The following is a 22,292-nucleotide window of genomic DNA, read 5'->3' on the forward strand; positions in this document are numbered from 1 at the left end:
ACCTCCTTGCCAATATGCGGAGCTTCAAATCATGCTGTCCAACTGTTTAGTTAACTCATTCTCAAACCCAAGTCAAATGCATAGTCAAGGATAGCCCACATCAAACTCATGCGGAGAGCAACAGGCTACGCCTCCGCGCCACCGATGCCCCTCTCCGATGGACCGGGAACTAGTGCCCGGCGAGGCCCGGTATGAGTCTTTCAATCAACTTCGGAACTTGGCTGCGATCTTTTGAGGACTGTCCCGTCGACCGTTTGCTCCTCCATGAAACAAGTTTCACGATGCACCAGTATTCGAAATCGAAGAAGCCAAAAAACGTCGGGCTGGCGGTCCTGATCCCTTTCTTCCATCGCCACTCGATAATCATTTCGAAGGGCAGGATGAACAGCCGCCACCAACCGGGGAAATTCTGATGCGTCTTGTGGAACCGATTGTGATGGAAGCCGGCAACGAAATAGATGTTGTTGATCCACCTGGGGAGCTTGGGGTTGTAGGCGGCGGACATCTTCGTCCACTCCCCCATGGAATTCGGCAGGGGCCATCCGTTCTCTTTCGCGCGCTCGAACGCAATCGTTCCCGGCAGCGGCATGAGCACGTAGACCGTCGCGCGGCTTCTTCCTCTCGGATGGAGGGCGCGAATTTCATCGGATACTCGCAGGGTGTCCATGATCTGGGATGGAGTCTCGCCGGGATTCCCGATGATCCAGGTGTACACGCCCTCGATTCCATGCTTGGCCAGAAGCCTCGCCGCCACATAGTGGGCTTCAACCTTCTCGTTTTTTCGCATCGTCTTGAGGGTTTCGTCATTCCCCGATTCGGCGCCGATATGTATTCGCAGACAGCCCGTCTCGGCCAGTTTGGCGACCCGTTCCTCATTCTTGAGCTGATCGGAGCGGAGATGCAGATGGTACTTGACGCCTTTCCTCTTTAGATGCTCGGCGTATCGCCAATCCTTCAGGAACCAGGAGGAATTTTCGTCTTCGAGTTCAATGAAATCGAACGACTGGACGTTGTAGATATCATCCAAATCCTTCTCCCATATCTCGTACGGAATGTACCGGTACACCGACCTGGTTTTCCCGGTCTCCGGGTCCCACTGCGTGTATTGACCGCCAACCGAACAGAACTCGCATGAGGTGGGAGACCAGTTGCAGCCACGGGAACTTTGAAGGATGACTTCGTTTCGTCTTGCCGCCTCCCGAAACAGACGCTCTGTCTTCGGAGACATGACCGGCACGTACTCCTCCTTCAGGTTGAGCGCCAAACCCCTGCGATTCACCAGGATTCGGCCCCCTTCGTATTCATAGACCCCGTTCGGATCGTGAATCTCGATGATTTCCTTTTGCTGCCCGATGGGCCTCAATCGAAGTCCCGGCCTGTAGGAATCCTTGATTCCAAACCGTTCATCTTCCTCGGGTGATGGTTGATACCCCGCGCTTTCCCGTTTGTACGCGACGCCATCGATGTCTTTGTATCCCTTCCCGGCTTCGATGGCATGCAGAAGCTTTGGAAACCGCGCCTCCCCCTCTCCGATAACACAAAAGTCCACGTAGCTCTCTCGCATCGATTGGAGCGGTTGGAACGTGACGTGTACCCCTCCCCAGACAATGGGTTTCTCGGGAAACCTTTCCTTGCATCGGCCGGCGATCCGGATGGACTCACCGAGCTGAAATCCGGAGAGCGAGCTGAGGGCAACAACATCGGCCCTGCCCATGAGCTCCCACATCTGCTTCTCGCTGTCCAGGCGAGCATCCCAGAAATCCACCTCGTGACCGGCAATTTCCGCGGCGCGCCCCGGATAAATGATCGACAAAGCACAGTTCTTTTGGGGTGAGATCGGAGACGGCAATGGATAGATCATCGCCACTTTCAAGGACATTCGAATCCTCCCTTTCTTGCGTGCTCGATTACCAACAGTGAATCTCCGCCATTCTACGTCTTTCGAGTCATGATGGAAAGTGAGGGTGCCCCGCGCGCCGCCTGGCCGGGCGGGACCCCGAAAGCCCCTACAACACCCTCCAGATTCCCCGCCCCGGAAGATAGCACTCCTCCTGAACAAATTCGTCTTTCGCCGTGATCAAGAATCCCTCGGGGACATTCTCCCAATGCCGCAGATCGGGTCTCACCGCACTTTCCAGAACTTCCGGCGCCTTGGACATGATCGCCGAACCACCCTTCACGGAAACCTCGCATAGAGCGGCCGTTCCCCTGAGCTGGATATCATCCCCGCTGTCCAGCCCTACCGCTCCTTGGGCCGCACCCTGAAGGGACGCAATCGCGAGCCCCAGCGCCACGCCGCTTCCGCATCCGCCTACCATCACCGCCGAGCCCGCTGCAACGGTGGTAATGCTGTACGCCATCCCTATCGGCAACCGGATCCAACTCTTGGCAAACATGAGGGGGTGGTACCGGTGCTGGTGCCGCATCGCAATCTTGTTGAACCAAGCGGTTGTCGAAATTCTCACGCCTGTCGGCGATGCACACTCGGTCACAAACTCCTTGTTCGTCCACACCTTGAGGTACCCTTGCTTCGGATGGATAAACTGGAGATCCCACAGGACCTCCGGGAATTGCCCAAAGGCGAAGATCTTCCAATCGGATGTCGCATTCGGATGCAGGTCGATTTTCTCCACGCGCCCCGCGGCGTATGCACGAATGGTGTCCCCCACTTGATCGAACTCCCCCAGCCGGCTCCAGTCCACCCGCGCTTCCTCCGCATCCCCGTGTTTTTCCCACATGATCGCCTGGAGAAGAATGTTCACCGGATCTTCCCCTCGCGTGTAGAGAACCGCGCGCATCTCATCATTCATCCGGCGCAGCTCGACTTGTGAATCCTCGAACTCGTTCTTCTTCATGTAGCTCGCAGAAATCAGAAAAGACAGATAGGCTCTCTCGTAGCTTTCGAGCACATAGCCGGTCGCCATGTCCTCCGGGATGAAAATACTCGCCACCTCTCTCGACCAGAAATGCGTCTTGTGCGTGTACTTCCGCAGGGCCTTGCTTCCGTATTTGATCACCAAGTCGTAACACTGCGATCGATAGGCCGTCGAGATGAGATTCAACGCTTGAATCGGCCGGCGAAAGCTCAGACGGTCCTGAACATCCTCACATGAATAGACATCGGGGAGATCGTCGTCCGGCTCGACGTAGGGCACACAGCCGGCGAAGAGGAGCAAGAAGGCCCCCACACCGGAAAACCGCATCCTCTACCTCGCGGGGGCGGGGGGGGGGACCGACGGAAGCCGCTTCTGGTAGGGCATGCCGAGAATCTGCTTCATGATTTTCACCATGCGCCACAGAAGCCAGTTCTTGATGAACGGGAATACCGTTGCGGGCGCGAAATACGGATTTTTCGTTCCGCCGATCCCGGCAATGTAAAGCGCCTGCTCGGCGACCGATACGGGACATCCATACGCCCGCATGACCTGCTGTTTTCTCCGGAACAGGAGATTCCGGAATACCACCGCCATCTTGATGAAAATGTCCGTGAACTTTGCGTGGTACGGGTCCTTGTGCCGACGGTCCTTGTAAACGGAGCCGACTTCCACATCCTTTCCGGCAATCCTCCCCTTCCAGTTCGCGCAGTCGCCGATGAATACAACCTTCTCGCCCGGCTTCGCGTCGATCGGCCCCTTATAGGCGCCGAACACCACGTGAAATGGTTTCATCTTGGCGTCCGCCTTCTCGTCCAACTGCCGGATAATCTCGATCGCCTCCTCCATCGCACCGGGACAGCCCCCCCAACAGTAACTCGTCCTTTCCGGCTCGGGCGGCGGCCCTGCATACGCCCGAATCCGCGTACCCTCGAAATACTTCTCCACGCGCACGAGCCCCACTTTGAACCCCTTGGCTCGCGCACGGGCTTGGTCCAGGGTGACATCGCCCTCGACCGAAATCTCCTCTAACGCGATCGGTCCGAATCCACGCTCCGACACAATACGAATGTGATCCACCGTTTTCGGTTCGAGCCCGATGATTCGGCAGCACACGGCATCGACCGCCACGCTGTTGTTCCCCATGATGATCAGTTTGAGATCGAAGGGGATGGGCGTAAGCATCCGTCCCTGCCCGGCGATGATCGCGTCGATAGCGATGAATTTCGGCTGAATGATCGCCTGAAGGTCCGCAATCTTCTCGTCAAGCCGATGGTCGTGGTCGATCAGGCGATGGCGGTCGTCTTGAATCCCGATGTAGTTTTTCAGCGAGAACGTCACGGTCGTCCACGGGTGGGCCTTGAATTTGGGGCAGTTCACCAGGAAATCGCATTTCGCGATCGGCTCCGGCGTAAAGACGTAGTCCCGCATCCGCCCGGCATGGGTGTACCGCACCTCCGCTTGCGGCACTTCGTCGAAATGGTACACCTTCGCCCGGTGCTTCCTGGCGATCGGATAATACCCGGCCTGCGAAAAAGCCATTCGCGTCGGCATTGTAATTCCACACCGCTCCCCCACGGCCAGCTCCGCCATCTCTCCACCGTCCCGATCTCGAAGGGCGCCGAGAACGCCGTCGATGAATTCAGGCCGCGTGAAGGCGTGCGGGAAGATCTCCTTGTGCGCGATGACGACGTTCGGCTTGATCAGCGTCCGGCCGCGCGGCCTGAGATCCAAAGCCTCCAACCCCTCTCGAACGATGGCGTGAATCCGATCCGCGTCGTAAGATTCGCAGTGGCGGAGAATCACCCGGGGTTTTTCATTCGGCGCGGCCATGGTGAGTAGGGTATCATGCCGCGTGGATGCTTGAAAGAACGCGTTGGATCACCGGACCCCTGGCCTTGTTCGATCTCGGCCTGGGGGGGATCGCCGTCCTCTGGCCGGACGTATACGCGAGCCTCATGCACGGGCCCCTTCACCCTGACGCGTTCGCGCTCATCCACAGAACCGGCGTCCTTTGGCTCTTCTTTTCGCTCTGCGAGTTCGCCGCGTTCCTGAGGTGCGAAAGATGGCCGGCCACGATCCTCGCCGTTGCAATTCTTCGCCTGATGGACGTCCCGGCGGACACTGTCTACTTCGTGACCTCCACCACGCTCACCTTCCTGGGCCGATCCTCGCTCCTCATCGCGCCGTTCTTCAATCTCGCCGTCGGCGCCTATCTTTTCTCGGCTTGGAAACGCCGACCCACGGCGGCTGCGCCTGGACGCAACCGCCGCCCCGAATCCCGCTGATCCATGGACATTCACCAGCTCCGAACATTTCTCGCGGTTCTGGAACACGCCAGCTTTTCCGGTGCGGCGGAAGCCATCCACCTGACGCAATCCACCGTCAGTTTCCACATCAAGTCGCTGGAAACCGAGGTCGGAACGCGGTTGATTGATCGCCGCCGCGGAAAAGCGCGTCCCACCGCTGCCGGCCGCACCCTCCAGGAATACGCCGGCAAGATCGTCTCCCTCCGTGGGGAAGCCATGGCCCGAATGCAATCCGAGCAGCGCGGTGAAGTAGGAACCGTCACCGTCTCGGCCTCCACCATCCCGGGCGAATACCTTCTCCCCCCCTTTCTCGCCTCGTTCAACCGACTCCATCCAAAGGTCCAAATCGACCTCCGGATTTCGGATTCTCAGCAGGCCCTCCAGGAACTCCTCGGCGAGAAATGTGATGTCGCCCTGCTTGGATCGAGGCCGCCGGCCGCCCGGGTGACCTCCGAGCCCTTCGCCCCGGATGACCTCATCCTCGTTGCGCCTGCTCCCAACCCGTTCACCCCCTGGCCCCGCGTCACCCATGCCGAACTCATGCACGTTCCGCTGATTCTTCGGGAAACCGGCTCCGGAACTCAACGAGCCACCCTCGAATTCTTCAGGAAGGCTCATCTCGACCCGGGCCGATTCACCCACGCGCTCCGCGTGGGCAGCACCCAGGCCGCCAGGCAGAGCGTGATCGCGGGCGCCGGCATGACGTTCATTTCGCGATGCGCCGTAGAGACCGACCTACGGGCCGGCGTTCTCACTCGCATCGCGTGTCCCAGGACCCCCATCCGGCGGCACATCTTCCTCGCCCGGTTGAAGAACGCGACTCTGTCTCTGCCGGCCCGGGCACTCATCGATTTCCTCCGATCACACATTCGATAGTTGACATCGATAATATCGATATTACTTTCTTGACGGCGGATCTCCATCAAAGATCAAATACTCCCCATGTCTACTCGATGGACGACCCCCCGCCCCTGGACCCGCCCTTCGGGGGCTGGATGGCGGGTTGGGCTTGGGTTCCTCGCGGCCTTTTCCTTTGCGGCCGCGTCTGCCCGGGAGCCGGAAATCGAAACGCGCTTGGCCCCCCGGTCGCGCACATTCGAATTCCGTTACGAGGTCACCCTTCCCGCGCCGGCGGCAGGCACGGCCAAGCTGGAGGCATGGTTGCCTCTTCCCATGGAGGACGATTTCCAGAAGGTTGAGAAAATCCGAATCGAGGGGGCGGCGGCCGTCGTCGGACGCGACCCCAAGTACGGCAATTCCATGGCCTATATCCGTTTCGATTCAAAGAACGGCGCCGCATCCCCCGTCCAAGTCACCCTAACCGCCGACATCACCCGCCTCGAACAAAGGCCCCGTCGAGCCGAGCAAGATGGGGCCGGGCCGACCGCGGTTCCTGCGCTCTTTTTGCAACCTTCGGAAAAGATGGTTCTGACCGATCCCATCCGAGCCCTGGCGCGCAAGGTGACGCGAGGGAAGGCGTCGGACCTCGAAAAAGTGCGGGCGCTGTACGAATACGTCGCCGCCTTCATGCGATACGACAAGTCCGGCAAGGGCTGGGGCGAAGGCGATGTAAGATTCTGCCTCCGGGAAGCGCGCGGAAACTGCTCCGATTTCCATTCCCTCTTCGGTTCCCTCGCCCTAGCCCTCGGGATCCCCGTCCGATTCTCCATCGGCTTCCCCCTGCCGCCGGACAAACCGGAAGGCGTCATCGGCGGCTACCATTGCTGGGCCGAGGCCTACGTCGCCGGGACGGGCTGGCTTCCGGTGGACATCTCGGAGGCGGACAAACATCCGGAGAAACACGATTACTACTTCGGGGCACTGGACGAAAACCGGGTCAGATTCTCCGAAGGACGCGACATTCCCCTCGAACCACCTCCGGCCTCGGCCAAGGCGCTGAACTTCTTCATCTATCCCCACGTGGAGGCGGACGGCCGGCCGGTGAAGGACGTCACCACGCGGTTCTCCTTCCGGAATCTCTAGCGACGGGGCCGTAGCTGGGCTACCTCCCGACTGCAAATCGGGCAGCGGTTGACTTCAACGTCGCCGGGTGGGTTCGACTCCCATTCCCCGTCTGCACGTTCGATCCCGACCCCCACGATGGGGGAAGTGCCGCGGGAGGGCAGGATGCCCGGAGCGGCCCATCCCCCGTCTCCGCCGATTTACGCTTCTCCCTATTATCTGTAACATCTGATATATCTGATTACACAGATATATCAAAGGCCATGTTCCATGCCGCGCCGTCCATGGCGCGGCGACCGATCATGGCCCCTTACCATCCTATGAAAGGGGAGGTGTTCGATGAAACGGACACGATCGAAAACCGAAGGCGCGTGCTGCGCGCCGGGAACCGACATCACGGGTTGTTGCAAAGTGGAGGCCGTCGTCCCCATCGATGAGCGGGGACAAATGGTCCTCCCCAAAGAGGTCCGGGACAAAGCCGGGATCAAAGCGGGCGACAAGCTCGCCGTCATCAGTTGCGGGACCGGCAGTCCCATCGGCTGCCTCTGCGTCGTGCGGGCGGACGCCATGGGCGGGATCCTGAAATCCTTCCTCGGCCCCCTGCTCAAGGATCTGGTGTAGTCATGACGGCACCGGCCATGACGCACGGGATGATCGAGGCCCAAGCGCCGCCCCAGACCATCCGCAGGGTCTACAACTTCTGGAGCCTTTTCTACGGCACGCTGGCGGCCCCTCTCGAACGAAAGCCGCGGCTGCGAGGTCTGGACCTCGCAGCCGTCAAGCCCCGGGAAAAGATCCTCGAAGTCGCCGTGGGGCCCGGCGCCACGTTCTTGGAGATCCTCAAGCGTGTCGATCAATCCACAGTTGTATCCGGCGTGGATCTCTCTCCTCGGATGCTTGACACCACTCGGCGGGCGGCCACACGCGCGGGCTACGACAACGTCGACCTGCAATTGGCCGACGCACGCCGGCTCCCCTTCGCCGACGGGTCGTTCGATGTCCTGTACAACAGCTACATGCTGGACTTGATCCCGCTGGATGAACTTGGGGGCATCCTTTCCGAGTTCAAGAGGGTGCTGCGGCCGGGCGGTCGAATGGTCCTGGTCAACATGAGCAAGTCGAGCGGAGAAGACCGGACCTTCTGGGAGCGCCTCTATCTTGCCGCCCCGAAGAGCTGGGTACCCTATCTGTTCGGTGGATGCCGTCCCGTTCTCATGGAGGGTCCGTTGAAACACACGGGATTCCGCGAGGTGAAACGTGAATTCATCGCGGGACCGCTTCCCTCGGAAATCGTAGGCGCAAGAAAACCGGCGTCTTGAAGGGGTAAAAAAAAAGCGCGCGGGCCCCCTGCGAGGATACGGGGGAGCGAGGGGACCCGCGCTATGTGGGCTTCATTCCTATTGAGGTCGCCCGCTTTGAACCAGCCTCAATAGGGGCAACATACAATATCCCAATTACCTTGTCTAGTGCCTGTGAAAATGGCCGCCGAAATGTTACACCCATTCGGGGCGGTGTGTTTTCAGCCGACCGAGCCTCAGAACTGAATTTGCTTGACCCCATATCTCATCCTCGGGAACTACTTTGGACTAATCGGGTCCACTTGTCAAGCCCCCTTTCGATGGAATTGTTCCCCTGGAATGGTATAAGGGGGGCGGTCCCGAAAGGAGGGCCGTACACACAATTCCGCTGGATATCTTCATTAACCTGCTGGTCGGGTCAGCTTTCGCATTCGCCTGCGGCAGAGAGGGAATCAAGGACGGGTCGATTCGTTCCGCCGCCCTGCTCCGCGCCGTTGGGGTGGTCTTGGTCACGTTCGTTCCCTTCGCGGCCTACTACGTCGCCCGTTACCCCGACTGGAGCTGGATGTATCTTTTCCCCAGCGACACCCTTCCGGCCTACCTCACCTATGGGATGTTGTTCGCCTATGTGGCGGCGGTGTGGGTGGGATTTCAAATGAGCGCAGCGTTGCTCAAAAAAGGGTCGATTCTGCCTGCCCGGCTGAACATGGTGGGAGATGCACTATTCTTGGTTGTCATCACCGGCTGGGGTTGGCACCGGCTTCTATACGCCGGAACGTACGCCGACTACCAAGCCGGCACCGCGCCCATGATTTTTCGCACGCCGCTCTTCTGGGCGGTTATCGCGCTCGGCGCGGTCTTCCTTCCCGCGCTGGGGTTAATGCTCCGCCGGACTCGATCGAACCGGCCCGCCACCAGCTAGCCATCGATCAATCACCGCGGACGATTCGCGCTCTCACGTGGACTACGATTTCGCGATCGTCGGAAGCGGCTTCGGCGGGAGCGTCGCCGCGCTGCGCCTTGCGGAAAAAGGCTACTCCGTCGCCGTCATCGAACAGGGGCGCAACGTCGGCCCCGCCGAGATCGAGGCTGGGCGGACCCATCCCAGGAAACTTCTCTGGTCCCCCCGCTTCGGCCTTGATGGATACTTCTCGGTCAACCTCTTCCGCCATGTCGGCATTGTAGGCGGCGTAGGAGTGGGTGGCGGAAGCCTCGTGTACGCCGCGGTTCTCCTGGAACCGAAACCCGATTTCTTTCGAGATCCCGCCTGGAACGGCCTGGGCATCGATTGGCAGAAAGATCTCTCCCCACACTACGCCACCGCCAAGCGAATGCTCGGCCGGACGACCAATCCCCGTCTCGGCGAGATGGACGACTATCTGCGGCGAACGGCTCGATCCATGGGCGCGGAGGCATCGTTCGGACCTGTCCCGCTGGGCATCCATTTCGGCGAAGGGATCGAAGAAAGGCCGGATCCCTACTTCGGTGGAGAAGGCCCGCCCCGCAGACCCTGCCGCTTCTGCGGGGGGTGTATCTCAGGATGCCCCTACAACTCCAAGAACAGCCTCGACAAGAACTATCTTCATCTCGCACAGGCTCAGGGGGCGGTGATCATCCCCGAACGCAAAGTCATGTCGATCTCGCCCCGCGAGGGAGGCGGCTACTCCCTTGCGCTTGCAGGCCTCTCCCGTCACCATTCCACAGAATCACCGGTTGTGGCCCGCCAGGTCGTGCTCGCCGCCGGAGTCCTCGGCACACTCGAACTGCTCCTCCGGTCTCGGGACGAGCACCGGGCTCTGCCGAATCTCTCGGCCCAGCTCGGCACTGTGGTTCGAACGAACAGCGAAGCCATCGTTGGAATCCTCTCCAACGATCCCGACAAAGACCTCACCGAAGGCGTGACTGTATCGTCCCACTTCTTCCCGGACGACCACACGCACATCACGCAGAACCGGTTCCCCCCCGAGGACAAGATGTCCCGATGGCAGATGGGGCCGATGGTGGACGACCCGGTCCCCTGGCGGCGGAGCCTGCGCACGCTGGCCCAGTTTGTGATCCACCCCAAGCGATCGACGATCGCGTGGCGGGCAACACACTACGGGCGTCGAGTCAGCGTCCTTACGGTCATGCAGCACATGGACAACCAGATCGCGTTTCGGCTCGGCCGGTCCTGGATTCCGCCGTTCCGAAAGGGTCTCCGATCTCAGGGGGTGGAAGGCAAACGCGCACCCTCCTACCTCCCCGTCGCCAATCGCGCGGCCCGATCGTTCGCCGAGCACGCAGGAGGCACACCCCTCAACGTTATTCTGGAGAATGTGGCGAATCTCTCCGTAACAGCGCATATTCTGGGGGGCTGCCACATGGGAAAATCGGTCGCCGACGGCGTAATCGACGCGTCGCACCAAGTGTTCGGCTATCCCGGTCTGTACGTGGTGGATGGTTCCGCGGTTTCAGCCAACGTGGGGGTGAATCCCAGCCTCACCATCACGGCGATGGCCGAGCGTTGGGCCGGCCTCATCCCGCCCAAGTCCTGAGGCTGCCTTGATTCTGACGGAGGCCCTGCGCGCAAGACGGAGGGCGTCGTGGCCGCGACCGGCCCTCGATGCGTTCATTCAGAGGAAGGTTTCCGAAATTCTCGATTTCGCAAGAAGTCACTCACGCTATTACTCGCAACTCTACAAAGATGGGCCCCTGGGTGCGCCGTTGCATTCGTTGCCGTCGGTTCGCAAAAAGGACCTGATGGAGCACTTCGAAGAAGTGGTGACCGATTCCCGGGTTCGAGTGGAGGAAGTCCGGCGTTGGATTGCCGATCCAAAGCTGATCGGCCGCCTTTACCTCGACCGATACGTGGTGCTCAATACCTCCGGGACCACCGGTTCCGTCGGGATCTTCCTGTTCGACCACGCGAGTTGGACAACCATCCGCGCCGTGGCCTATGCCCGCGCGCCTCAGTCGCTCCCCAAAGCAGCCTTCTTCGCGCGGGCCTTCACGGGGGGAAACCGTATCGCCACGTTGTGCGCCACGCGGGGGCATTTTGCCCTCCGTACGATCTTCGATACGCGCCCCCCGTGGTGGGAAAAGCTCCTCGTCAGGCGCAAGGCGATTGAAATCACCGATCCCCTCCCCGCTCTCGTGCAACAACTCAATGATTTCCAACCCCACTATCTCAGCGGCTATTCCAGCATCCTCTCCGCGCTGGCCGCCGAGCAGGCCGAAGGCCGCTTGTCGATCCAGCCGGAGGCGGTCGGCGGCGGCGCAGAACCTCTCACCTCTGAAATGAGACGCCGAATCGGGCAGGCCTTCGGAGCGCGGGTCTTCGACCTCTATGGGGCCACGGAAGCGATGGCCATCGCGGTGGAAGGAGACTGCGGGGCACTTCACCTCACCGAAGATTTCTGTGTGCTCGAGCCGGCAGACGCGGACGGAAAACCCAGTCCCGAAGGCGAGTGGAGCGACAAGGTGTTCGTCACCAACTTCGCGAACCGCATCATGCCGATCATCCGCTACGAGCTGACCGATTCGGTCCGCGTGGTGCCCGGGGCCTGTTCCTGCGGGTCGCCGTTCAGGCGGATCGAGCTGCGGGGGAGAGCCGACGACACACTAACACTCAAAGGACCCGCCGGCATCGTCCGCGTGCCTCCCATCGCATTGATCGCGCTCCTCCTGGACGTCCCGGGAATCCGCCAATCGCAGATGGTCCAGGATTCTCCAACGCACATTCAAGTATTGATCGTCCCGGAGCCTTCAGCCGATTGGGGACGCCTCCAGAGCTCCCTCTCCACGATCCTCCGCCGGTACTTTTTGCAGTCGGGTGCCGGTGATGACCTCAGGCTGGACACGGTTCGTGCCGACACGATTGCCCGACTCCCCGGCGGCAAGATCCGGCAAGTCTGGAACCGCTCCAGTTCAGTTCTCTAAAACTCTCTGATTCGCCTCATAAGGCGAACCCCGTTTGAGGCCCGAACGGGCTCCCGCTGCCAGGGCCAAATGCATCATGGTCCTCTAACGGGGCGAATAGGGTGAAGGCCCTATTCCCCTCAAGCCTTCTGGGGTATTATCCTACCGGGGGAGATTGGGGCTCATGGGGGAGTCGTATCAGAATGACACAACCGTCGATGCCGACGTTAAGCCGGACAAAAGCGGTGTGCTTTTTCGCAATCTTGCCCGCCTGGCCGCCGATGCAATAATTCTTGCGAACGAGGACGGCGCGATTACCTTCTGGAATCAGGCCGCCGCCGCGATTTTCGGCTTCCAAGAAAACGAGATCATGGGCCGACCCCTCACGACCATCATGCCCGGACGCTATCGGGAACGCCATGTCCAAGGGCTGGCGCGCCACCGATCCACCGGCGAATCCCTCTACTTTGGCGCCGTACACGAATACCACGGCCTCCGGAAGGACGGTGCGGAATTCCCCGCTGAAATCGCCGTGTCCACTTGGCGCCACGACGGGGAAACCGTTTTCGCGGCCATTGTTCGAGACACCTCTCAAAGGAATGAGGCCGACCGGATCGCCCAGGAGAGCCGCGAGCGATACCGAAGCCTCGTCGATGCCTGCGCCGACGCGGTCTCCCTGATGGACCCCGCCTTCCGGATCCTGATCTGCAACGAGCAAAAGGTCCGGCTCTATGGATACGACCACGCGGGCGAGATCATCGGCATGAACGCCCTTGACTTGGTCGCCCCCGCGGATCGCGCCGGCGCGAACAAGATCGCCGAGCAGCTCGCGAGGAACGGTTTGGTCCGCAACTGTGAACTCACGATGGTTCGCAAGAACGGCAGCGTCTTCCCCGCGGAGCTCAGCGCGTCCCAGGTGACAGGCGCCGATGGCCGCCCCTCGGGGTTCACCGCGATCGTGCGGGATGTTTCGGATCGCAAGGCATCGGAGGACAGGCTTCGCGCCGGCGAACAGCACTACCAAAAGCTTTTCCATCAGTCGCGCGATATGGAGCGATCGATCCGCTCGCTCTCCCAGAGGGCCATCCACGCCCAGGAGGAAGAACGCCGGCGGATCAGCCGGGATCTGCACGACGAAGTCGGCCAGTCCCTGACCGCCATTACGGTCCTCCTGGAGTCGTCGAAGAAATCCTGTCGGTGCCCCGCGGCATCCAAGAGGCATCTCCTGGAAGCGCAAGATCTCGTGGAACAGTCCGTGGGGAACCTGCGGCGCGTGTGCCACGAACTGCACCCGGACATCTTGGAGCACCTGGGGCTCATCCCCGCCCTCCGCTGGTATGCCAAGAAGTTTGCCGAGAGGACATCCATCAAAGTTCAGTTTCGTGTGACCGGTGACCCGGGGCGCCTGAACCATAAACAACGATTGATGGTCTACCGTATCGTGCAGGAGGGCCTCACCAACACGTTGAAACACGCGAGCGCCAAACACGTGACTATCGAAATGGGTGGACGACCCGGCACGATTACCCTGGCCATCCATGACGACGGGAAAGGGTTCAGTGTAGGCCGCGGACTCAATCCTGCCCGGGATCGCGAGGGGGTCGGCGGGCAGGGTCTTCTCGGAATCCAGGAACGGGTGCGTCTGGCAGGAGGGGGATTCGAGGTCCAGTCGGCGCGGGGCAAGGGGACAACGATTCGGGTGAACATCGCCGTTCCCATGGCGCAACCGAAGCGCAAACGGTTGTCAAAGAAGAAGCCGCCATGAAGCAAATCACGGTTCTTCTGGCGGACGATCACACCATTGTACGACAGGGCCTCCGCGCACTCCTCCAGGCCGAACCGGATATCGACGTGGTCGGCGAGGCCGAAGACGGCCGGAGTGCCTTCAGGAGGGTGCAAGAGATTCAACCGGACGTGGTGGTCATGGATATCGCGATGCGCAAACTGGGCGGCATCGAGGCCGTTCGAAGAATACGGCGGCAGTCCCCCCGGATCAAGATCCTGATCCTATCCATGTATGCCGATGATGAATACGTGCGACAGGCGACGGAGGCCGGGGCCTCCGGGTACCTCGTCAAGGGCTCGCCCGCCGCCGAACTCGTGACCGCGATTCGGGAAGTCGTCAAGGGAAACGTTTTCTTCAGCCCGGCCATTTCGAGCCTCCTCGTGGAGGATCTGATCAACCATTCACACGAAGGCACGGATGATCCCACGCATCGGAAATTGACCCCCCGGGAGCGCGAGGTGCTCCAACTTATCGCGGAAGGTCTCAGCAACAAGGAGATCGCCAAGGAACTCTCGATCAGCGTGAAGACCGTGGAGAAGCACCGCCAGCGCATCATGGACAAGCTCAACATTCATTCGGTGGTTGGCCTCACAAGGCACGCGATCCAGGTGGGAATCATCCGCGTCTGACTCCCACCAGGATCTGGGGTCTCTCCCCGGGCCTTCAGTGGGTATCTACCCTATTGCGGAACCGGTTCCCCTGATCTATGGAGAAGGTTAGGAGTCAAACCGGGGTCGCAGGGTCAGTTGAGGGATGTGAGGTGCGAAGTGGCAGAGATGACGGGGCTGAGCAGTCATTCCGATTCCCATCCTCCCGTGCCGGGTCGTATCAGGAGTTCTCAGGGCGAACTTTTCCGATTGAGAGACGACGAATGGGTCTTCCGAGCGATGGTCCGCACGGCGTGGGTGGGATTCCTTGGTGAGATGGCCAACGGTCTGGAGAACATGCGCGAGCGAGCGCACAGCGGCCACGAGATTTACCACTCGGACGAGTAGCTCTCGCCTTTCCTACTGGAGCCTGAGCACCGGCCGGCGGGTGCTGGCTAGTTCTTCCAGGAGATCCGCCGCGCTCCGTGGGGCATCGTACCGTTTCATGCTCTCCGCCACCTGACCTGCGCGGTCCTTGTATCCGGGATTGCTCAACACCTGCCGTATCGCTTCGGCCAGCTTTGTGGAGGTGAGTCCTTTGCGCCGGAGCACAATTCCCAAGCCCCTGTCCTGAACCCGCCGCGCGTTGTCCGGTTGGTCCCAGTTGAACGGCACCACCACCTGTGGGACGCCCGCGACGACTGCCCCAAGGGTGCTCGAGTTCCCACCATGATGGACGATCACGTCCACCTTCGGAAGAAGCTTGCTGTTAGGAACGAAGCGGCGCACATGCACATTCGGCGGAATCGCACCCAATTCCTCAGGCTGCCAAGCAAACCCGATGGTGACCACTCCCGATCCAGGAATCGATCCCAAGGCATCGAGCCCCGTGCGAAAGAAGTCTTTTCGGATCTGGCTGACCGACGTACCCTGAGTAAAATAGACGACCGGCTTTCGCAAATCGTCGGGAACCGCTTCCCCATCAAGAAGGCCGTCCCACAACGAAGGACCGACCATGTGGAACTGCCCCGGCAGATCCGTGCGAGGAAACTCAAACTCGAAGCCCGTGTAGCAGATGCAGAGCCAGGGCGAGATGAAGCTCTCCAGCATCGCCCGCTTCTGGGACGGCAAGCCGAACTTCACTCTGGCGCGGTTGAGCTCCCGGTTCCACTTGCCCCCCATGGCGACGATGAGGTCCCAGAAACGACGATAGAAAAATCGGGTGGCTCCGTTCCTGGCCGGTCCCCAGCCCAGCGTCGGGGGGATGGCCTCCGGACCTGGGATGAAATTCATGAAGAGCACGAGCGATGCCCACGGGATGTTGTGTTTCTCGCAGGCCAAGGGAAGAACGGTCATCATGTCGGTTGCAACGATATCGGGTTTCACCGCCGGCAGCATCGCATCCACCTCTTCGAGGATCCGATCCATCCACTTGAGGTAGATGCCTTCGACCATGAACCGCGTCTGCTTCAGGCCGTCCAACCGTGTCATCTCAGGGTAGTTCCGGCCGATGCTGTCCTTGATGCCCATCACCGGCCCTGCGGTGACAAAGGGAAAGTTAAGGCCGCGCAATTGAGACTCGATCTCCGGATCGCCCGCATAGATCACTTCGTGGCCTCGTCGGCGCATTTCAAGAGCCAGTGGCACGGTCGGGGTGAAGTGCCCGGTGGCGCTGGTCACTCCGATCAAAAGGCGCATGGGACGGCACGCTACCACCGCTCCGGGATGTCGAGCAAGCTTGACCCCAAGCCGATCCCCGGTGCACCTAATCGGTGACAGTATACTCTATTGGATCGAATTAGAGTATACTGTCACCGATTAGGTTGGGCGAACGGATCCGGCAAATCCGTTTGACAGGCCGAGTTCTCAGGCGGAGAATGCGGATTACATGATTGGGGGGAGTCGCCGGCATCGAGGGATCGACGTTCAAACATGGATCCGGTCTGCGCTCTTGCGGGCGCTCGTTTGCTTCATCGCATGCTTGTCGACTTCCTGCGGATCGTCCGAGAGCGAATCAACCGTCCCGGCGCCTTCGACCGGCGGGGCCGGAAGCCCCACGCCATCCGACGGCACCCGCGGCGGCGTCCGCGGGGACGAAATCGGCTTGAGCGGCAAGATCGAAACGTCCTTCGACGCGAGCGGGTCCGCAGCCACCGCCGCCGGCCCCTCCCCGGAAGCCGCCGGAGCAACCGCCACCGTCATCCAGCCGCCTGCCCCGGAGTTCAAGATCGCCTCCGCCCGCGGGAGCAGCCTTTTCGTCTTCGTCATCAGCCCGGAGAGCGACAATATCATCCGGATCGAGGCCGATTCTCTTGGCGTCAGCACAATCCACGTCGAGGGCAAGCCCGAAGAAATCGAAGTCACGCCGGACAACAAAACCGCCGTCGTCCTCTCCCCCTCCGCAAATACGGTGTCCCTGATCGACGTAGAATCCGCGGCAGTCACCCCGATCAAAGTCCGCCCGGGCCTCAATCGCATGGTCCTCTCCCCCGGCGGACGGTTTGCCATCGCCTTCTTCGATTTCGCCAAAACCGGGGGCAAGATCGCCGTCTCCGGGATCAAGACGTTCAACGAAATCTCCATCGTGGACGTGCAAAAGAAGTCCGTTTCGAGCATGGCCATCGGCTTCAATCCGAAAAGAATTACGTTCAGCAAGGATTCGCAGCAGGCCTTCGCCATCACGGATTTCAATATCGCCATTGTCACCCTCGAAACATCGTCGGTCCGATCGGTGGACTTCAGCACGGACCCCCTCGTTACGATTCAGCCCTTGCAGGTGGAAGTGAACTCGACCGGAACGTATGCGTTCATCCTCCCCCGGGACAAGAACCAGGTTCGCGCGATGGACCTCGCAACGGGAGCGGTCACCATCATCGTGCCGGAACCCAAACCGGCGGGCATCCGCCTCTCGCCCGATGACAGCATCGTCCTGGTGACCCACCCGACCACTCTCTCCACCTTCTCCCAGATTGACGCTGCGCCACCGTTCACGTTGACCAAATTCGTTGTCCCCGGCCAGATCTCCATCGACACATTCGAATTTGCACCGGACGGGAAAAAGGCCGTCCTCTTCGGCCAGTCCACCAACACGGAGCTTCTCAGCGTTTACAACACCAAGGCCGGCACCTCGGAAACTTATCCCACGGTCAAACCCGTCCGGTCGGTACGCTTCTCGCCGAACTCGCGATACGCGGTGCTCACGACATCCGGCGGCGACGGAAAGCCCAACAGCGACATCGACGACTATTTCGATCGCGTTCCCGCCTTCATATCACTCGACCTGGACACGGTAGCCCAGAATGCGGTGCAGCTCGAATCCAATGTGCAGGACATATCCTTCGATACGGCAGGCCGTTTTGCCGAGATCTCGCTCACGGGGATCAAATCCGTCGTCGTGCTGAACCTGGAACGCCAAGTGGCCGACTCCGTCTTACTCCCGAATGTGCCGAAGATCATCGGAACCCTGCCAAACCGGGTGATGGGGTTCTCCGTCTTCGCGCATGAACTGGGGCAAGTCTCCTTCATCAATTTCGATTCGAGGGCCGTGCTCACCGTGACGGGCTTCGAACTCAACTCCCGGATCAAGCCCATGCCGTGAAAAATACCGGGGCTCGGATCTACACCCACCTCGTTGCCGCCGCGCTGGTCGCTTCCTGTGGCTCGGCATCTTGGAACCCCACGCTGGGCCAGTTCAGCCTCACTCCGGCGGGCGGAGGCGCGCTCATTTCCAATACCGCCTGGGACCACGTCGTGTTTGCTTCACCGGAGCGCACCAGGAAGTTCCCGTTGTCCCTCAAAACACTCGGCTGGGTCAGTTTCAGCAGCCCGTCGACCCGATATGCCGCGTGGATTTCCCCCCACGCATCCACTCTCTATTTGTTTGACGCCGAGAGCCTGACCCTGACGGCCATTCCCTCCCGCCCGCTTCAAACCACCGCCGTGTTCTCACCCGATGAACGTTGGGTGCTGGCCTATGTCGATCCCGTCCGCCTGCCGGCCGATATCACAATCGAGGGGGCGGTCGGTTTTGCCGATGTAACGCTGGTTCAACTTGAAACCGGCGACCACCGCACGTTCAGCATCGGCGAAAATCCAAACCTCGTCACGTTCTCGCAGGATGGAAACTATTTTGTATTCGCCACCGCTTCACGGCTGGTTCGGTGGGACGTACACGAACTGGTCGAGCCGAACGAAATGACATCGGTCGACGTTCCCATCCGTCTGACCGCCTCCTCCGTCATCCTCCCCACGGCCATGGCCCTAAGCCCGGACAACCAGACCGGCTTTCTCGCCGTGAAAGGCCGTTCCGACCTCTTCATCATTGAATTCGACAAACCCAACGTGCGCATCGAATCGCTCGGCTCGGAGCCGTCAGGCATCTTTGTCGCGGTAGACCAAACATCGGCCCGGAAATTCGCCGTTATTCAGGACAAACCGGGATCGAACCGATGGTTCCGCTTGAATCTCGACTCCTTCGAGTTGGTCGGCTTCAATACGGCCGTCTTCCCCAAGACATTTCGATTTTCAGCGGACGGTACGTCCTTCCTGATCGTGCCTCCCGATTCGAACAGCGTCCTCTCACGCGTCACGATCAGAGATGGCACGGAAACCGTGGCCACGCTTGTCAAGAACATCACGGACGCGGCGATCTCCGCCAACGGCGAGTTCGGCTTCGCCCTCCACAACCAGCAAGGCTCCGGCACGGGGGACACCCAGGGCGTCTGGAAATCGCGCCTGGCCGTGAGCATCATCAACTTCGATACGCCCACGCAAGTCGCCACGCCCCTCCTGGTTGAAAAAGCGACGACGTCGGCTTTCCTCACGCCGAGCGGTGGAGGCATCAGCCTGTTCCTCTCGGGTGTGCCGCGGGCCGTCCACCTCCCTTTCAACCCCGGCACGCCCACCACCCTGCAATTGCCCTTCGTTCCCGAGACGACCACCCGACTGCCGGACGGGCAACTGGTGTTTCTCACAAGCGCGTCACCGGGCGCCGTCGGATTCGTCAACCCCGAAACCGGAGAGACTCGTGTCGTGCACGGGATCGAACTGGTTGGAGTCCTCGACCCATGAAACGTTGGATCGGCATTTTCTGCGCGGCGGCGCTAACCGTTTGGGCGGGACGAACCCCGGCGCAAGCTCAATCTCTCCTCTCGGCCGAAGGGACTCTCGTGCTGCAACGCGTTTCCGACCAAGGCTACCTGGCGTTCGACAACGACCGGTACCTCAGCGCCTATGGTGCGCGACTCAATGTTGCCCTACCCGGCCTCCCGAAGGACCTGAAGCTGAACCTGGAATACGCTCGCGCCGATCAAAGGGGATCCCTCTTCGGTTCAATCCAAACCCGGATCCGTATGCATCAGGCCGACGCGGGGCTTCAGTATTCGCTGCGATGGACGCAATTTCTCCCGGAAACCCCCGAGTGGTTGGCGCCCGTCCATCGCCTCGGAAGGATTCTCGAACTCTCTGCGCTGGCCGACGCCCAACTCGCCCGCGCGGAAGCAACATTTTCCGGGAACATCTCGCGATTTGAAGGGTCCGATCTTGGCGTGGCTTTCCGGCTTGCGGCAGGACCCTCGCTCGTCCTTCCCAAGGATCTCGTTCCTCTTTCCGTCAGCGCGCTCCTGCGCTATCACGCCGGTTACCGAAGCCAGAGCGACTTGAAACTGGGCCGGCCCGGAACCCTCTCCATCGGTGGTCTCTTCCACTCCCTCAGCCTCGGGATTTACTACTGACTCTCCCATCCCCGCGAACGCAGTCAGCCATGGCCAGCCCCCTCTCAGCCGATTCAGCATCACGAGCCTTGCGAAAGCACGCGAGTCGCCGGAAATCCATCGTGCTGCAAAGCTTCTTCAAAACAGCCCCCGGCGAGTATGGCGAGGGAGATGTGTTCCTCGGTGTCACGGTACCGGGCACGCGTTCCGTCGCGAAGCCATTCCGCGATCTTCCGCTCGCCGAAATCCGGAAACTCCTCCGCTCGAAGATTCACGAGGAACGGCTTCTCGCCCTCTTGATCCTCGTCGATCAATTCGCCCGAGCGGAAGCGCCGCTCCGCGAGAAGCTCTTTGATTTCTATGTCGCGAATCTCTCCCGCGTGAACAATTGGGATCTCGTAGATCTTTCCGCCGAGAGAATCATCGGTCCATGGCTCGCGGGAAGGAGCAAAACCCTTCTCTACACACTCGCCCGATCGCCTCGGCTCTGGGACAGGCGCGTGGCGATCCTATCCACGTTTCACTTCATCCGGAACCGCGATTTCAAAGACACACTCAAACTTGCGGAGGTGCTGCTCCGCGACAAAGAAGATCTCATGCACAAGGCGGTCGGCTGGATGCTCCGTGAGGTCGGAAACCGCAATCTCCCCACACTCGAACGATTTCTCCGCAGATACGCCCCCCGCATGCCCCGCACCATGCTCCGCTACGCCATCGAAAAGCTCCCCCCTTCCAAGCGGAAGCGCTACATGTCTATGCGGACCCCACATAATCGGTGACAGTATACTCTAATAGGAGTCATTAGAGTATACTGTCACCGATTATGCTGGAGGTTTCTCAGAATACTCGGATTCCGGATGTAGCCGTTTCTCGCAAACCAGACAAGAGAATCACGGATAGCGGTTTCGAGAGGGGTTTGAGGAAGGCCGAGTTCGCGAACGGCCTTGGAGCAATCGGCACGAAGCCCCATCGCGTTGACTTTCACTCCCGCGGGCGTGATGCGCGGCGGTTTGCGGGTCACATACTCGCTCATGATAAGGTCAAGGTGCGCCGCGGCCATTGCCACCGTCCGCGGAATCCGAATCACCGGCTTTCGAACTCCCGTGATGTTCATGACGATCTCCGAAAATTCGCTGAGGCTCAGGTTCTTCGATCCAAGTAGATAGCTCTCGCCCTTCCTCCCCTTCTTTGCCGCGAGAATGTGTCCCGCCGCTATGTCCCGTACGTCGCCCCAATTCGTATTGTTCTCAATGAGCGGGACGAAAGGCATCTCCACGGTCGCCAGAATCAGTTTACCCGTCGGCGTCGGACCCACGTCGCCGGGTCCCACCGGTCCCGTGGGGGCAACAATGGAGACGTCAAGACCGTTCTTTGCAAATTCCCTCGCCACGAGGGTTCCCTCGTATTTGGAGATGGCGTACGCCTCTCCGGTGGCCGCGTAGGCAAAAGGGCTGTCTTCCGTCGCATCCTCGTCGATCCCCTGCCCACCGAACGCCGCTATCGAGCTGGTGTAGACAACCTTCTTTGCTCCCGCTTCACCCGCCGCGCGAAGGACGTTGCGGGCACCCTCCACGTTCACCTTACGCATGAGTTCCGGTTTCGGAAGCCAAAGGGCATAGATCGCGGCGAGATGGAAAACCCAATCGCATCCCCGCACCGCATTCGCGACCGCGGCCGGATCGGTGATGTCCCCCACAATCCGCTCGACGTCCATGCCCGCGATATTCCGCAAGTCCTCCTTGAGCAGATGGAGCACGCGCACATCTACTCCCTCGGCAAGAAGCAGGCGCACCACGTGCGAGCCGATGAACCCCCCACCACCGGTTACGAGTGCTCTCACAAAACCTTCACCCCCACCTTCTCCCTTCT

At 60.4% G+C, this 22,292-nt stretch carries 20 protein-coding genes and 1 tRNA gene; 16 read left to right on the forward strand and 5 right to left on the reverse strand.

The features are described 5' to 3' along the window. Positions 1 to 169: 169 nt before the first annotated feature. From HYT87_13750 to HYT87_13760, 3 genes are all read right to left on the reverse strand, one after another. Positions 170 to 1,879: a B12-binding domain-containing radical SAM protein gene (locus tag HYT87_13750; protein ID MBI2060827.1), complete on the reverse strand. Its 1,710-nt coding sequence runs from the start codon at positions 1,877 to 1,879 to the stop codon at positions 170 to 172. A 127-nt stretch (positions 1,880 to 2,006) separates the two neighbouring features. Next, positions 2,007 to 3,203, reverse strand: coding sequence for a hypothetical protein (locus HYT87_13755; protein ID MBI2060828.1), 1,197 nt, complete (start codon positions 3,201 to 3,203; stop codon positions 2,007 to 2,009). A gap of 3 nt (positions 3,204 to 3,206) precedes the next feature. Further along, positions 3,207 to 4,706 carry a DUF362 domain-containing protein gene (locus HYT87_13760; protein ID MBI2060829.1) on the reverse strand — a complete coding sequence of 500 codons (1,500 nt, stop codon included), beginning with the start codon at positions 4,704 to 4,706 and terminating at the stop codon, positions 3,207 to 3,209. A 26-nt stretch (positions 4,707 to 4,732) separates the two neighbouring features. On the opposite strand from HYT87_13760, the gene HYT87_13765 reads away from it, so the two are divergent. From HYT87_13765 to HYT87_13820, 12 genes are all read left to right on the forward strand, one after another. After that, on the forward strand, positions 4,733 to 5,161 hold the full coding sequence (locus HYT87_13765; protein MBI2060830.1) for a hypothetical protein: 429 nt from the start codon (positions 4,733 to 4,735) through the stop codon (positions 5,159 to 5,161). A 3-nt stretch (positions 5,162 to 5,164) separates the two neighbouring features. After that, entirely contained in the window at positions 5,165 to 6,058 is an 894-nt protein-coding gene (locus HYT87_13770; protein ID MBI2060831.1) for a LysR family transcriptional regulator, read from the forward strand. Between the two features lie 198 nt (positions 6,059 to 6,256). Continuing rightward, on the forward strand, positions 6,257 to 7,165 hold the full coding sequence (locus tag HYT87_13775; GenBank protein MBI2060832.1) for a transglutaminase domain-containing protein: 909 nt from the start codon (positions 6,257 to 6,259) through the stop codon (positions 7,163 to 7,165). Between the two features lies 1 nt (position 7,166). Continuing rightward, positions 7,167 to 7,258, forward strand: a tRNA-OTHER gene (locus HYT87_13780). Positions 7,259 to 7,483: 225 nt separating this feature from the next. Further along, a complete protein-coding gene (locus tag HYT87_13785; GenBank protein ID MBI2060833.1) occupies positions 7,484 to 7,765 on the forward strand; it encodes an AbrB/MazE/SpoVT family DNA-binding domain-containing protein in 282 nt (93 codons plus the stop codon). 2 nt (positions 7,766 to 7,767) lie between these two features. Then, positions 7,768 to 8,463: a class I SAM-dependent methyltransferase gene (locus HYT87_13790; protein ID MBI2060834.1), complete on the forward strand. Its 696-nt coding sequence runs from the start codon at positions 7,768 to 7,770 to the stop codon at positions 8,461 to 8,463. Positions 8,464 to 8,941: 478 nt separating this feature from the next. Beyond that, the gene (locus HYT87_13795) at positions 8,942 to 9,364 is read left to right on the forward strand and encodes a hypothetical protein (GenBank protein ID MBI2060835.1); all 423 of its coding nucleotides are present in this window, start codon (positions 8,942 to 8,944) and stop codon (positions 9,362 to 9,364) included. Between the two features lie 37 nt (positions 9,365 to 9,401). Further along, positions 9,402 to 10,976, forward strand: coding sequence for a GMC family oxidoreductase (locus HYT87_13800; GenBank protein ID MBI2060836.1), 1,575 nt, complete (start codon positions 9,402 to 9,404; stop codon positions 10,974 to 10,976). Positions 10,977 to 10,983: 7 nt separating this feature from the next. After that, positions 10,984 to 12,360 (forward strand): phenylacetate--CoA ligase family protein, encoded by a 1,377-nt coding sequence (locus HYT87_13805; protein ID MBI2060837.1) that lies wholly within the window; start codon positions 10,984 to 10,986, stop codon positions 12,358 to 12,360. A gap of 163 nt (positions 12,361 to 12,523) precedes the next feature. Then, complete coding sequence (locus HYT87_13810) at positions 12,524 to 14,104, forward strand: PAS domain S-box protein (protein ID MBI2060838.1); 1,581 nt, start codon at positions 12,524 to 12,526, stop codon at positions 14,102 to 14,104. Then, on the forward strand, positions 14,101 to 14,754 hold the full coding sequence (locus HYT87_13815; protein ID MBI2060839.1) for a response regulator transcription factor: 654 nt from the start codon (positions 14,101 to 14,103) through the stop codon (positions 14,752 to 14,754). The genes HYT87_13810 and HYT87_13815 overlap by 4 nt, the downstream gene beginning before the upstream one ends. A gap of 138 nt (positions 14,755 to 14,892) precedes the next feature. After that, positions 14,893 to 15,120 carry a hypothetical protein gene (locus HYT87_13820; protein ID MBI2060840.1) on the forward strand — a complete coding sequence of 76 codons (228 nt, stop codon included), beginning with the start codon at positions 14,893 to 14,895 and terminating at the stop codon, positions 15,118 to 15,120. Between the two features lie 12 nt (positions 15,121 to 15,132). On the opposite strand, the gene HYT87_13825 is transcribed toward HYT87_13820, so the two are convergent. Continuing rightward, positions 15,133 to 16,410 carry a hypothetical protein gene (locus HYT87_13825; GenBank protein MBI2060841.1) on the reverse strand — a complete coding sequence of 426 codons (1,278 nt, stop codon included), beginning with the start codon at positions 16,408 to 16,410 and terminating at the stop codon, positions 15,133 to 15,135. A gap of 190 nt (positions 16,411 to 16,600) precedes the next feature. On the opposite strand from HYT87_13825, the gene HYT87_13830 reads away from it, so the two are divergent. The 4 genes from HYT87_13830 to HYT87_13845 are packed head-to-tail and all read left to right on the forward strand — an operon-like array spanning position 16,601 to position 21,202. Continuing rightward, a complete protein-coding gene (locus tag HYT87_13830) occupies positions 16,601 to 18,310 on the forward strand; it encodes a hypothetical protein (protein ID MBI2060842.1) in 1,710 nt (569 codons plus the stop codon). Continuing rightward, the gene (locus tag HYT87_13835) at positions 18,307 to 19,782 is read left to right on the forward strand and encodes a hypothetical protein (protein MBI2060843.1); all 1,476 of its coding nucleotides are present in this window, start codon (positions 18,307 to 18,309) and stop codon (positions 19,780 to 19,782) included. Before HYT87_13830 ends, HYT87_13835 begins: the two co-directional genes overlap by 4 nt. Further along, the gene (locus HYT87_13840) at positions 19,779 to 20,444 is read left to right on the forward strand and encodes a hypothetical protein (protein ID MBI2060844.1); all 666 of its coding nucleotides are present in this window, start codon (positions 19,779 to 19,781) and stop codon (positions 20,442 to 20,444) included. The genes HYT87_13835 and HYT87_13840 overlap by 4 nt, the downstream gene beginning before the upstream one ends. Before the next feature lie 29 nt (positions 20,445 to 20,473). After that, a complete protein-coding gene (locus HYT87_13845; GenBank protein ID MBI2060845.1) occupies positions 20,474 to 21,202 on the forward strand; it encodes a DNA alkylation repair protein in 729 nt (242 codons plus the stop codon). A 35-nt stretch (positions 21,203 to 21,237) separates the two neighbouring features. Here HYT87_13845 and HYT87_13850 read toward each other — a convergent pair whose 3' ends face one another. Then, entirely contained in the window at positions 21,238 to 22,263 is a 1,026-nt protein-coding gene (locus tag HYT87_13850; protein ID MBI2060846.1) for an NAD-dependent epimerase/dehydratase family protein, read from the reverse strand. Positions 22,264 to 22,292 lie beyond the last annotated feature (29 nt).

The organism is Nitrospirota bacterium (assembly GCA_016180645.1).
Classification (GTDB): domain Bacteria; phylum JACPQY01; class JACPQY01; order JACPQY01; family JACPQY01; genus JACPAV01.